Source organism: Phreatobacter aquaticus (assembly GCF_005160265.1).
Classification (GTDB): domain Bacteria; phylum Pseudomonadota; class Alphaproteobacteria; order Rhizobiales; family Phreatobacteraceae; genus Phreatobacter; species Phreatobacter aquaticus.
Genome location: NZ_CP039865.1, coordinates 1,628,292 through 1,640,516, shown reverse-complemented (window position 1 = coordinate 1,640,516; position 12,225 = coordinate 1,628,292). Strand labels below are relative to the sequence as shown.

General features: G+C 66.5%; 11 protein-coding genes and 1 tRNA gene. 9 read left to right on the top strand and 3 right to left on the bottom strand.

Annotation, left to right across the window (positions count from 1 at the left end; all coding sequences use genetic code 11):
• The first annotated feature begins 76 nt into the window (after positions 1–76).
• Positions 77–150 (top strand) — tRNA-Gly (locus E8L99_RS07620).
• A 50-nt stretch (positions 151–200) separates the two neighbouring features.
• On the opposite strand, the gene E8L99_RS07615 is transcribed toward E8L99_RS07620, so the two are convergent.
• Positions 201–662: an Lrp/AsnC family transcriptional regulator gene (locus E8L99_RS07615; RefSeq protein ID WP_137098975.1), complete on the bottom strand. Its 462-nt coding sequence runs from the start codon at positions 660–662 to the stop codon at positions 201–203.
• A gap of 185 nt (positions 663–847) precedes the next feature.
• Between E8L99_RS07615 and E8L99_RS07610 the strand changes: the two genes are divergently transcribed.
• The 3 genes from E8L99_RS07610 to E8L99_RS07600 all read left to right on the top strand — a co-directional run bounded on the left by E8L99_RS07610 (position 848) and on the right by E8L99_RS07600 (position 3,592).
• Positions 848–1,924 (top strand): class I SAM-dependent methyltransferase, encoded by a 1,077-nt coding sequence (locus E8L99_RS07610; RefSeq protein WP_168201601.1) that lies wholly within the window; start codon positions 848–850, stop codon positions 1,922–1,924.
• A gap of 100 nt (positions 1,925–2,024) precedes the next feature.
• A complete protein-coding gene (locus E8L99_RS07605; protein ID WP_137098973.1) occupies positions 2,025–2,363 on the top strand; it encodes a hypothetical protein in 339 nt (112 codons plus the stop codon).
• A 176-nt stretch (positions 2,364–2,539) separates the two neighbouring features.
• Positions 2,540–3,592 (top strand): transporter, encoded by a 1,053-nt coding sequence (locus E8L99_RS07600; protein WP_252511291.1) that lies wholly within the window; start codon positions 2,540–2,542, stop codon positions 3,590–3,592.
• A gap of 20 nt (positions 3,593–3,612) precedes the next feature.
• Here E8L99_RS07600 and lepA read toward each other — a convergent pair whose 3' ends face one another.
• Positions 3,613–5,418 (bottom strand): translation elongation factor 4, encoded by a 1,806-nt coding sequence (gene lepA, locus E8L99_RS07595; RefSeq protein WP_137098972.1) that lies wholly within the window; start codon positions 5,416–5,418, stop codon positions 3,613–3,615.
• A 218-nt stretch (positions 5,419–5,636) separates the two neighbouring features.
• Here lepA and E8L99_RS07590 point away from each other — a divergent pair, with 218 nt between their 5' ends.
• Complete coding sequence (locus E8L99_RS07590; RefSeq protein ID WP_137098971.1) at positions 5,637–6,134, top strand: universal stress protein; 498 nt, start codon at positions 5,637–5,639, stop codon at positions 6,132–6,134.
• Between the two features lie 2 nt (positions 6,135–6,136).
• Here E8L99_RS07590 and E8L99_RS07585 read toward each other — a convergent pair whose 3' ends face one another.
• Positions 6,137–7,480, bottom strand: coding sequence for a hydrolase (locus tag E8L99_RS07585; protein WP_137098970.1), 1,344 nt, complete (start codon positions 7,478–7,480; stop codon positions 6,137–6,139).
• A gap of 170 nt (positions 7,481–7,650) precedes the next feature.
• Here E8L99_RS07585 and E8L99_RS07580 point away from each other — a divergent pair, with 170 nt between their 5' ends.
• The 4 genes from E8L99_RS07580 (at position 7,651) to E8L99_RS07565 (ending at position 12,217) form a co-directional block, all read left to right on the top strand.
• Complete coding sequence (locus tag E8L99_RS07580; protein WP_137098969.1) at positions 7,651–8,211, top strand: NifU family protein; 561 nt, start codon at positions 7,651–7,653, stop codon at positions 8,209–8,211.
• A gap of 96 nt (positions 8,212–8,307) precedes the next feature.
• Positions 8,308–9,006: a tRNA (adenosine(37)-N6)-threonylcarbamoyltransferase complex dimerization subunit type 1 TsaB gene (gene tsaB / locus E8L99_RS07575; protein ID WP_137098968.1), complete on the top strand. Its 699-nt coding sequence runs from the start codon at positions 8,308–8,310 to the stop codon at positions 9,004–9,006.
• Positions 9,003–9,503 (top strand): GNAT family N-acetyltransferase, encoded by a 501-nt coding sequence (locus E8L99_RS07570; protein ID WP_137098967.1) that lies wholly within the window; start codon positions 9,003–9,005, stop codon positions 9,501–9,503. Before tsaB ends, E8L99_RS07570 begins: the two co-directional genes overlap by 4 nt.
• Positions 9,504–9,682: 179 nt before the next feature.
• A complete protein-coding gene (locus E8L99_RS07565; RefSeq protein ID WP_137098966.1) occupies positions 9,683–12,217 on the top strand; it encodes a PAS domain-containing sensor histidine kinase in 2,535 nt (844 codons plus the stop codon).
• The last annotated feature ends 8 nt before the right edge of the window (positions 12,218–12,225 follow it).

Sequence of the window (12,225 nt, the reverse complement as noted above, 5' to 3'; positions counted from 1 at the left end):
GCCTTGGCGGCATCTGCAAGCGACGGCCGGGCTTGCGGAGCGCGTGCCGCAGCGGCTATGGTCCGCCGCGCTGATCGCGGGTGTAGTTCAATGGTAGAACGGCAGCTTCCCAAGCTGCATACGAGGGTTCGATTCCCTTCACCCGCTCCAGCCCCTCGCCGGCCCTGAGCCTGCGATCAGCCGGCCACCAGCCACCCATCTCACTCTGATATCGGCAGCGTCCAGGTTTCCTTGGCGGATGACAGCGCGATGATCGTCTCGGTCCGCTGCACGCCCTCGATCCCCTTGATCGTGTCGGAGAGAAAGGCCTCGAAGTCGCGCGTGGTGCCGACGCGCACCTTCAGGAGATAGTTCCAGACGCCGGTCACGTGGTGGCATTCGAGCACGGCGGGCGAGGCCTGGACGCGTTCGAGGAAGGCCTTCTCCACCTTGGGCTCACTCCAGCCGACCAGCACGAAAGCCAGGAGGTCGAGGCCAACCGCTTCGGGCGCCACGCGGGCATGGAACCCGGAGATCACGCCCTGCCGGACCAGCCGCTTGATGCGATCATTGAGGGTTGAAGCGGCAACCCCGATCTCAACCGACAGTTCGGCGAGTGACAGGCGGTCGTCGCGCTGCAGGGCGGCGATCAATCGGCGGTCAATCTCATCGAAACGGGCCATGCCTGTCGTGGTCCATCTGTGTCGGCAGATGCACAAGCACTAGCTGGCGGCGATCAATGCTGCAATGATCGGCCTCGTCGATTGCAACCGCACGCTGTGCGGTCTCGCCTGATCGGCCTCTGTGATCGAACCGCATGCCACGGGCCAGGACCGGCGCGGCTCGTGCCCACCACCGGAGGCCCGCAGTGACCAAACCACCTCGTCCGAGAGTTCCGTTCGGCAATCCCGACCTCCCGACCACATCGCTTGGCCGCTGGCTGAGGGTGGTCACCGATGGCCTGGTCTATGGGCCCCCTTCCGCCGCCATCAACTACTTCGCGTCCTCGCCGACGCTGGTCGATCCTGAAGCCGTCTGGACCTTCTTCACCCAGTTGCGCACCGCACCCGTCCAATATGTCACGGATCATTATCCGGTCGCGCCCGTGCGGCGGCGGATCATCACGCGGATGATGCACCAGGCCCATTCCGACGGGATCGAATATCACTACGATCTGTCGAACGATTTCTACCGGCTGTTTCTCGACCGGGAGTTCATGTTCTACACCTGCGCCGACTTCCATTCGCCCACCGACACGATCGAACAGGCGCAGCGCAACAAGGCCGACCATCTCCTCTCGCTGATCGAACCGAAGGCCGGCGAGGCGATCATGGAAATGGGCTGCGGCTGGGGTTCGATGCTCCGGCACATTCACGCCGCGACCGGCGACAAGGGCAATTTGTGGGGCTACACGCTCTCCAGGGAGCAGAAGGCCCATATCGAGCAGAATTTCGGCTTCAACGTCCTGCTCGAGGACTTCACCACCGCCGATATGGGGGAGAGCCGCTACGACAAGATCTATTCGATCGGCGCGCTCGAACATGTGCGCCCCGACGAGATCCTGCCGCTGCTGAGGACATGCCGCCGGGCGCTCAAACCCGGAGGTCGGCTGGTGCAGCACTTCTTCTCGCTCAACGGCACGGACCCCATGCCGACCTCGATGATCGCGGCACAATTGCCGTTTCCCGGCTCGCTGCTGTCGCTGCATTCGCACCATCTGGCGATGGTGCAGGAAGCCGGCTTCCGCCTGACCCACGATTCCCTGCACGACTACCGCCCGACATTGCGCGCCTGGTTCGACCGGCTGGTGGAATCGCGCGACGAGGCCATCGCGCTTGTCGGGGTTGAGCACGTCAACAAGTACCTGGCGTTCTTCGCCTCGTCCTGGGCCTTCTTCAATCTGAGGCAGGCGACCCTGCACCGACTGGTGATGGAGCGGGACTAGGCACGGGGTGGTGCGCGCCCTCGCGCGACCGTGAATGGCGGGGCCTTTCGGGGCGAGCCAGCGGCCGCTAACCTTTCGTCATCCAGATCGGGAGGGTGGCATGCAACGGCATCGGATTGTGTGGCAGACGGCAGCCGGTCTCTGTGGCTTGTTCCTCGCGCTTTCATCGCCGGCGCGCGCCGATGCCATTGACGGGCGCTGGTGCGCGGAAGATGGCCGCCGGATGGATATCCAGGGGCCGACCGTCATCACGCCGCATGGATCGACATTGCAGGGCCGCTACGGCCGCCACGATTTCGCCTATGCGGTGCCCGCCGGCGAGCCCGGCGCCGGACAGGCGATCACCATGCGGCTGAACGGTGAGACGACGATCAATCTCTGGCGCGGCGAGACGACGGGCACGCCGGAAGTCTGGAAGCGCTGCACGCCGGTCGGCTGAGGCCGGGGCCGGCCCCTGGCCGGCGCCACCGTCATCCATGTGTCACGCGCCGCCATCACATGTGCGGTCGGCGTCGCCTCGCGCTTCACTGCATCTGAGGGGATCCGGCGCCGGTTCGGCTGTTTCGCAGCCAGGCACCGGGCTTTGAGGCGGATCTCTCCCATGAGCATCACACCGTGAGCGGTCACCTCGAAACGATGTCCGGCCCGCCCGGACAAAAGCCGGACAATGCCGCGAGCCCAGGCGCCGCCCCAGCCGTCATTCCGGGCCTCGTCTGGGCGTTCCGGATCCACCCCGACGGCACGGCGGACGAACTGGACGTCGCGCATTCGCTGGACGAGCAGCATGACGGCTGGCTCTGGCTTCATTTCAATCTGGCGGACACGCGCTCGCGCATCTGGCTGGCGGAGGCGCCAGGCTTGCCCGATCAGGCCCGGGCCGCGCTTCTCGGCAGCGACCGGCACCAGCAGCTCCACACGACCGATCGCTGCATCTATGGCGTCATCGCCGACATGGTGCGCGATCTGAGCCAGATCACCGATCAGGTGGGTTATCTCCGTTTCGCCATGACCGAGCGCCGCATGATCACCGCGCGCTCCGAAGCCCTGCACGCAACGGACAATGCCCGCAAGAAGCTGCGGCAGGGCCATCGCCTGCGCAATGTGGCGGCCCTGTTCGAGGTGGTGATCGACCAGGTGGCGGATGCCATCGACCTCGCCACCGATGCGATCGGTACCGAGCTGGACGAGATCGAGGACCGCATCGTCAGCGGCCGCAAGTTCGAGGATCGCAACCGGCTCGGCAAGCTCAGGCGCAATGCCGTGCGCCTGCATCGGCAATTGCTGGGACTGCGCAGCCTGTTCCACCGGCTGGAGCGCGATGGCGCCAATGCCATGTCGGAGGACATGGACTGGCACGTGCCGCGACTGGTGCAGCGCCTGGACTGGCTGGATCACGAGGTGGTCGCAACCCGGGATCGGGCGCGCCTGCTTCAGGATGAGGTGGTGGCCAAGGTTGCCGAAGAGTCGAACCGGCTCCTGAAGACGCTGACCGTGATCGGCACGCTTTTGATGCCGCCGACGCTCATCACCAGCTTCTTCGGCATGAACACCAAGGACATGCCGTTCAACGATGTGGAGAATGGCACGCTGTGGGCCGCCATGCTCGTGGTGAGCGGCTCGCTTGCAACCTATCTCTGGTTCCGCTGGCTGTCGAAAGCCCGCGACTAGCCCGGCTTTCCCGCCAGGCCTCAGACGTCGACCTTCAGCGCGGCAATGAATGCTTCCTGCGGGATGTCGACCTTGCCGAACTGCCGCATGCGCTTCTTGCCCTCCTTCTGCTTGTCGAGGAGCTTGCGCTTGCGGCTGATGTCGCCGCCGTAGCACTTGGCGGTCACGTCCTTGCGCAGCGCCGAGATCGTCTCGCGGGCGATCACCTTGGCGCCGATGGAGGCCTGGATCGGAATCTTGAACAGATGCTGCGGGATCAGGTCCTTCAGCTTCTCGCACATGGCCCGGCCGCGGCTCTCGGCGCGGTTCTTGTGCACCAGCATGGAGAGCGCATCGACCGGCTCGCCATTGACCAGGAGCGACATCTTCACGAGATCGCCGACGCGATAGTCGGTGATCTGGTAGTCGAACGAGGCATAGCCCTTCGAGATCGACTTCAGCCGGTCGTAGAAATCGAACACCACCTCGTTGAGCGGCAGGTCATAGGTCACCATGGCACGGGTGCCGACATAGGACAGGTCGATCTGCACGCCGCGGCGGTCCTGGCAGAGCTTCAGCACCGAACCGAGATAGTCGTCCGGCGTCATGATCTTGGCGCGGATCCAGGGTTCCGAAATCTCCTCGATCTGCATCGGGTCCGGCATGTCGGCCGGATTGTGCAGTTCGAGCACATCGCCCTTGCGGAGCAGGATCTGGTAGACGACCGAAGGCGCGGTCGCGATCAGGTCGAGATTGAATTCGCGCTCCAGCCGCTCCTGGATGATCTCCAGATGCAGGAGGCCGAGGAACCCGCAGCGGAAGCCGAAGCCGAGCGCCGCCGAGCTCTCCATCTCGAAGGAGAAGCTCGCATCATTGAGCCGCAGCCGGCCCATGGCGGCGCGCAGATCCTCGAAATCGGCGGCATCCTGGGGGAACAGGCCGCAGAACACCACCGGCTGGGCCGGCTTGAAGCCCGGCAGCGCCTGGGCGGTGGGCTTGCGGTCGTCGGTGATCGTGTCGCCGACGCGGGTGTCAGCCACTTCCTTGATGGAGGCGGTGATGAAGCCGATCTCGCCGGGGCCGAGGTCGACGACATCCTTCAGCTTCGGCGTGAACACGCCGATCTTGTCGATGTCGTAGACGGCGTTGGTGCCCATCATCTTGATGCGCTGGCCCTTCTTCATCGAGCCGTCGAGGATGCGCACCAGAACGATGACGCCGAGATAGGCGTCGTACCAGCTGTCGACCAGCAGGGCCTTCAGCGGCGCATTGCGGTCGCCCTTGGGCGGCGGCAGACGCGTCACGATGGCTTCCAGAACGCCTTCGATATTGAGGCCGGTCTTGGCCGAGATCGCGACGGCATCGGAGGCATCGAGGCCGATGACCTCCTCGATCTGCTCCTTCACCCGCTCCGGCTCGGCAGCGGGCAGATCGACCTTGTTCAGGACCGGAATGATCTCGTGGCCGGCATCCAGCGCCTGATAGACATTGGCGAGTGTCTGGGCTTCCACGCCTTGCGAAGCATCGACGACCAGGATCGAGCCCTCGCAGGCGGCGAGCGACCGCGACACCTCATAGGCGAAGTCGACGTGGCCGGGCGTGTCCATCAGGTTGAGGATGTAGGTCTTGCCATCCTTGGCCGGATATTCGAGGCGCACGGTCTGCGCCTTGATGGTGATGCCGCGCTCCTTCTCGATATCCATGTTGTCGAGAACCTGCTCGGTCATCTCGCGCGCGGTGAGGCCGCCCGTCGTCTGGATCAGGCGATCGGCGAGCGTCGACTTGCCATGGTCGATATGGGCGACGATGGAAAAGTTGCGGATCAGGTCGAGGGGCGTGTCGGTCATGGGCCGCACATAGCAGCGCAGCGCCCAAGTTTAAAGGTTCCCGACGCGCGACATGTCATCGGGTGTCATCAGCGGCGGCAAGGCGATCGGCCGGCCCGGATGTCATCTACCACCGAAGCCGCGCCCGGATAGCGCTTTTCCCCGGCAGAGGCGGGCGGCTTGCCACTGGGGCTGCTGCAATGCGACATTGACGCTCAGCGGATCGCAGGAGAGGCCGAATGCCCCGCAAGCGTACATCCTACCAGTCCGGCCACGCGCCGAAGTTCCTGGTGGTCGTCGATGACAGCCCGGAATGCGACCGGGCCATCGTCTTCGCAGCCAGGCGTGCGTCGCGCACCGGACACCGGCTGCAGATGCTGGCCGTGGTCGATCAGGTGGTCGGCGACGGGCAGGGCCTGTTCGGTGTCGCCGACGTGATGCGGGCCGAGGGCCATGCCGAGGCGCGCGCCAAGCTCGACGCCGCAGCGGACCGCGCCATGAAGCTCGTCGGCGTGGAACCGGAACTCGTGGTGCGCGAAGGCGAGATGGCCGACGCCATCGTCGCGCAGATCGAGGAGGATCCCGACGTCGCGATCCTGGTGCTGGGTGCGGGCACGGCCAAGGACGGGCCGGGACCGCTCGTCTCCAACCTGGCGCGCTCGGCGGGCACGTTCCCGATCCCGGTCGCCCTCGTGCCTGGCCATCTCAGCGATGAGGAAATCGAAGCGCTGGCCTGAACTCACCAGGTCAGTTCGGCGATCGCTACGCGGTTTTCGGCGGCGGGCCAGGCCCTTGCCACCACGATCTCCTCGTTGAACTGGCCAACCACCGTCCGCCCGATCTCGGAGGCCGGCAGCCTTACCGTGCTGGTGGCATCGGTCGGCACGCCCTGCGTGACATCGCGGGGCTCCTGGCCATCGAGCAGCACGATGTCGCGCGGAATGCCGAAATAGCCGCGTGGCCGGGTCATCTGCACCACGGCACCTGCCGCCTTGTCCGCCTCAGCCAAGGGCCGGGCTGGTCTCAGATGGACGACAGCGGACGAGCGCGCGAAGGGCGAGCGGTAGATGTGGGTCACGGGATGACCTGCAACCGCCAGGACGAATTCCAGCGCATCGGTGGAAGCGACGGTCACCGGACCCCAACGGCCGTCGGCAGCCGTGGTCCGCTTGAGGAGCGCCGGGCCGATCCGCTCGCCCGTGGTGGCAGAGACACGGAACGCCTCGATCTCCGCGCCGGAGACCGGGCGATTGGTCGGAGCCCCGCCCGGATTGCCGGTGACCAGTCCGTCCAGCACCACCCGTTCCTCCGGAGTGACGGCAATGCGAGCAGGCTCGCGGCCGGCGATGAAGCGGTAGATCTCGCGGAAGGCACGCGGATGGAAGGCGACTTCGCGATGGTCGAGCTGCCCGAGCGCCAGATTGGTCGCGCCGCGCAGGCCCGGCCCCTCTGACGTGATGCCGGTCGGCACGCCGGGCCGCCCCAGCAGCCTGCCATCGGGTTGCGCGAATTTGTCGTTGCCGTCGCTGCGCAGCGTCAGGAATGCAGTTCCGGGGACGACATCGCTCGCACGGCCGTTCAGCATCCGCAGAAACGGGCCACGGCCATTGAACTCGCTGCCAGGATTCGCCTCCCAGTCGAACACGCCGCGATTCGGCGTGCCGCAGAGGACCACGTGGCTGATCTCCGCACCCCGGCCGGCTTCGACGACGAGATTACGGATCGCATAGCCGCCGCGCGAACTGCCGACGAGCGCCACGCGGGCGGCACCGGTGCGTGCGCGGACCTCGGTCACCACCGCGCCGAGTTCACGGAGCTGGTCGGCCGTGCCGGAACGCCCGGCCATCGGGACGGCATCGTCGCTGCGCGACAGCGGATCGGTGAAGTTGAAGGCATGCAGCCGGTCACGCGGCCAGCCATTGCTCTCGAACCGCCACAGCGTGCTCATCCAGAGCGCCGCATGGTCGCCATTGCCATGGACGAAGATGATCGGAACCGGATCTGCCGGCTGGGCCCACACGGGCAGGATGCTCACGGTGGCCGCTGTCGTGGACAGCAGCATGGTTCGTCTTGTCATGATCATGGCCGTTCTCCCGGCGCGGATCGTCGGAGCCGTGGCCCGCCGGGTCAAGGCCCGGGCCTTGTGACGGCCTTACAGGTTGACGCCAGCCGCGCGGATCGCCACATCTGATCGGCAATCCGATGACGCCGTTCCGACCCCGGCCTTTGAACCGGCGGTCCGAGGAGAGAGCCATGTTCATCCAGACCGAAGCGACGCCCAATCCGTCGACCCTGAAGTTCCTGCCCGGCCGCACTGTCCTGCCGCAGGGCACGCTGCACATGCCGACGCTGGAGGCTGCCCGCCAGTCGCCGCTGGCCGAGAAGCTGTTCGGCATCGACGGCGTGGCCGGTGTCTTCTTTGGCACTGACTTCATCACCGTGACCAAGGGCTCGGCCGAATGGCCGCACCTGAAGCCGGCGATCCTCGGCGCGATCATGGAGCACTTCATGTCGGGCCAGCCGCTGGTGCGGGCCGACTCGGCGCCGGCCGCGGACGAGGACGGCGAGTTCTTCGATGCCGGTGACAGCCAGACGGTGGACACGATCAAGGAATTGCTGGAGACCCGCGTGCGCCCGGCGGTTGCCGCCGATGGCGGCGACATCACCTTCCGCGGCTTCAAGGACGGCGTGGTCTATCTGGCGATGCAGGGCTCCTGCTCGGGCTGCCCGTCATCCACGGCAACGCTGAAGCATGGCATCCAGAACCTGATGAAGCACTTCCTGCCGGAAGTGCGCGAGGTCCAGGCCATTTGAATGCGGCGGAAGCGCTGAAGGAACGATTAGCCTTTCGGCGATCATCGGGCCGGCTGCCCTTCACGACCCGCATTCGAGCGTGTAGCTCCTAGGTCAATGTTGCTGATTGCTCTCGACACGGCCCTTGGCGCCTCCTCGGTCGCCGTGCTCGACACGGCGACGGACCGCATCCTTGCATCGCGGTCCGAGCCCATGGACCGCGGGCATGCCGAGCGGCTCCTGCCGCTGGTCGCGGAGGTTCTGGAGGAAGCGGGCATCGCGGCGCGGGACTGCCGGCGCTTCGTGGCAACGACCGGGCCCGGCAGTTTCACCGGCCTCAGGGTGGCGATCGCGGCGGCGCGCGGCATGGCGCTGGCGGCTGGCGGCGATTCCGCCGGCATATCGACACTTGCGGCGCTCAGCGCCGGTGCCAGTGGCGCGGTTCTCGCCTGTATCGATGCCCGCCACGGCCATGTCTATGCGGAGCTGACCGGCGCCGATGGCACCCTTCTGCTGCCTGCGGCCTATGTGCCGGTGGCGGAGACAGCCCTCATGGCGAGCACGCATGGCGCGGAGCTCCGAGGCCCCGGGACCACGGCCATCCTCGCCGCCTGGCCCGAGGGCGCGCCACCACCGGCCGGGATTGATGCGCGCGCCTTTCCCGATATTGCCGTCGTGGCACGGATGGGGGCCGCGGCTGACGCAAATCTGTCACCGGCCAGGCCGCTCTATCTGAAGGCCGTCGACGCCAAGCTGCCGTCGCCGCGCGCCCCCATTGCCCAGTTCCAGGCCCTGCGCCGGAAAGTGTCACCGTGAGTTCGCTCTATACGTTCTGGGGTTTCTGGCCGGTGGCGCTGCCGGTGATCGCGCGGGCCGAGCCGCGCGATGCGGAAGAGATGGCCGAGATCCATCACCGCTCCTTCCATCGCGGGTGGGGCGCCGATGATTTCGCCGCCATGCTCAACGACCGCACCATCCTGGCTCATGCGATCCGCCGGCGGGCCAGCGCGCCGGTCGCCGGATTTGTGGTCAGCAGACTCGCCGCCGACGAGGCCGAGATCCTGTCGATCGCCACCACGCCCAAATTGCGCGGCCGGGGCTATGGCGGCCGCCTGATCGCGGCCCATGTCCAGGACCTGATGCGCGCCGGCATCCGGCAATTGTTCCTGGAGGTTGAAGCCGAGAACAAGGCGGCCCTGACGCTCTATGCCCATTCCGGCTTTTCCCCGATCGGCCGTCGCAAGGGCTATTACAAGACCGAGGCGGGCGTTGCCGACGCCGTCATGATGCGGCGGAACCTGCCGCCGATCTGACGCGCGCCGCTAGGATCGGCAGAAAAGCAATTTTTCCTGCAACCGTTCTTGTTTCGGACTCTTAAACCGCGAGTCCCGCCGAGAGTAGAGTGGCACTGATTCGCGTCGCGGAGCGGCGCCGTCGCGAATCTCCGCACATGCGGTTTCTAGGCCCTGGACTGCCGGACGAAGGACAAGCGATGCCGGACCTCGCAAAGGTCGACGACGCATCCGCCCAGGACATGGTTCCCGGTGGAGCAAGATTGGCCCGTCGCTCCGCCCGTCTGATTGGCACAACCGCTTCCGCCTTGCTCTGTTCCACAGTGCTGGCCGGCGCGGCCGAACACCCGATCAGCTTCAGCGAAGCGCTCGCGGCCATTGCCCCGCACGAATGGGCGGCCTTCGGGCTGCATGTCGGCGTGGTGGTGTTTGGCGTCGTCACCGGTATCGGCCTGTTGCGCACCAAGGCGCAGGCGATCACGCAGGGTCGCCGGCACCGCGAGGAGATTGCCGGGCTCAAGCTCGCGCTCGACCGCTCCAATGAGCTGCTCACCCTCGATCCGCACGTCGTCGTCGTCTGGAATGGCGACGCGGAAGAGCCCTCGATCTGGGGCGATGTCTCGCTGGTCGTCGAATTGCCGGCCGCGCGCAGCGTGCTGGCCTTCGGCTCCTGGCTGGCGGTCGAGAAGGCCCAGGTTCTGGAGCGCGCCGCCGAGCGGCTGCGTTCGTCCGGTACGCCGTTCAAGCTTGAATTCGTCACCCTGCAAGGGCGCGCGGTCGAGGCCGAAGGGCGGCCGATCGGCGGTCGCGCCGTGCTCCGGTTGCGCCTCGTCTCGGGCGTCCGGGCCGAACTCGCCCAGTTGCGCGACGAGCACGACGCCGTCGTCCGCGACACCGATGCGATCCGGTCCTTCCTCTCAGCTCTCCCCATGCCGGTCTGGCTGCGCGACGCGGAAGGACGGCTGACTTGGGTCAACGAAGCCTATGCCAGCGCGACCGAGACCGAGAACGGTCCTCATGCCGTTGCGCGCGGGATCGAGCTTCTGGAGCCGGCCGACCGGACCGAGGCCGCCCGTCTGCGGGCCGAGCGCTCGCCGTTCTCGCGGCGCGTCACGGCGGTCTCGGCCGGCGCACGCCGCGTCTTCGATGCCATCGAGCGGCCGGCGGCCCTTGGTTCGGCGGGCCTTGCCATCGACGTCACCGAGCTCGAGGCCGTCCGCTCCGAACTGGTCGTCGAGATGGAGACGCACAAGCGGACCCTCGACCAGCTCGCCACCGCCGTCGCGATCTTCGATGCCCGCAAGCGCCTGGTGTTCCACAACGAGGCCTTCCGCCAGCTCTGGGGCCTCGATCCCGCCTTCCTGCACCAGGCGCCGACAGACGGCGATCTGCTGGATCGCCTGCGCGAGCAGCGAAAGCTGCCCGAACAGCCCAATTTCCGCGAATGGAAGGCCTCGCTGCACAGCGTCTACCAGGCCGTCGATACCGAGCCACGCATCCATGAATGGCCGCTGCCCGGCGGCCGCTTCCTGCGCGTGGTCCAGAATCCCGATCCCGCGGGTGGCGTGACCTATGTCTTCGACGACCTGACCCAGCGGCTGCTGCTCGAAACCCAGGTCGCGGCCTTCGGCAAGGTCCAGCGCGAAACCCTTGATACGCTCGACGAAGCCGTTGCCGTGTTCGGCTCGGATGGCCGGCTGACGCTGCACAACCGCGCGTTCCGCATGCTCTGGGATCTCGACCAGACCGTTCTCGATGCCAAGCCCCATATCGACCAGATCGCCGGGGCGTGCCTGTCCTTCGTCAAGGAGCCAACCGCCTTCTCCCAGATCAAGGGCGCGGTGACCGGGCTCAACGATCAGCGCCGCCAGCAGGCGTCTCGCATCGAGCGCAGCGACAATTCCGTGCTCGACGCGGTGACCGCGCCGCTGCCGGATGGCGCGACCCTGGTGACGTTCCGCAATGTCACCGACATGGTCATGGTCGAGCGGGCGCTGACCGAACGGAACGAGGCGCTCGAAATGGCCGCCAAGATCCGCAACGACTTCGTGCACCACGTGTCCTATCAGCTCAGGACGCCGCTCACGACGATCATCGGCTTCGCCCAGGTGCTCGACAATGACGCGGTTGGCGCGCTCAACGACAAGCAGCGCGAATATCTCGGCTATATCGGCGCATCCTCCGCCTCGCTCCTGTCGATCATCAACGACGTGCTGGATCTCGCCACGATCGATGCCGGCGTCATGCAACTGGAACTCACCGACGTCGATATCCGCGCCGCCATGCAGGCCGCCGTCGATGCCGTGCAGGACCGGCTCGCCGAGAACCAGACGCGGGTCGAGATGCGGTGCGCGAAGGACATCGGCTCGTTCCGCGCCGATGCGCAGCGCGTCCGGCAGGTGCTGTTCAACCTCTTGTCCAATGCCATCGGCTTCTCGGACAAGGGCGGCCTGGTGGTCATCGACGCCAGCCGCGAGGGCGACGAGATCGTCTTCAAGGTGCGCGACCAGGGCCAGGGCATCGCGCCCGATCTGATGAACCGCATCTTCGACCGGTTCGAGACCCGCTCCACCGGCACGCAGCATCGCGGCGCCGGCCTCGGCCTGTCGATCGTCCAGTCCTTCGTGACGCTTCACAAGGGTCACGTCAGCGTTGATTCGACGCCCGGTCAGGGCACGCTGGTCAAGGTCACGTTCCCGGCGAACCTCGCCGACTATTCCAAGGCGGCGGAATGACCGTGCGC

Coding starts and splice junctions, on each gene's coding strand:
- E8L99_RS07615 (WP_137098975.1), bottom strand. CDS start 662: ATGGCCCGTTTCGATGAGATTGACCGCCGATTGATCGCCGCCCTGCAG.
- E8L99_RS07605 (WP_137098973.1), top strand. CDS start 2,025: ATGCAACGGCATCGGATTGTGTGGCAGACGGCAGCCGGTCTCTGTGGC.
- lepA (WP_137098972.1), bottom strand. CDS start 5,418: ATGACCGACACGCCCCTCGACCTGATCCGCAACTTTTCCATCGTCGCC.
- E8L99_RS07590 (WP_137098971.1), top strand. CDS start 5,637: ATGCCCCGCAAGCGTACATCCTACCAGTCCGGCCACGCGCCGAAGTTC.
- E8L99_RS07585 (WP_137098970.1), bottom strand. CDS start 7,480: ATGATCATGACAAGACGAACCATGCTGCTGTCCACGACAGCGGCCACC.
- E8L99_RS07580 (WP_137098969.1), top strand. CDS start 7,651: ATGTTCATCCAGACCGAAGCGACGCCCAATCCGTCGACCCTGAAGTTC.
- tsaB (WP_137098968.1), top strand. CDS start 8,308: ATGTTGCTGATTGCTCTCGACACGGCCCTTGGCGCCTCCTCGGTCGCC.
- E8L99_RS07565 (WP_137098966.1), top strand. CDS start 9,683: ATGCCGGACCTCGCAAAGGTCGACGACGCATCCGCCCAGGACATGGTT.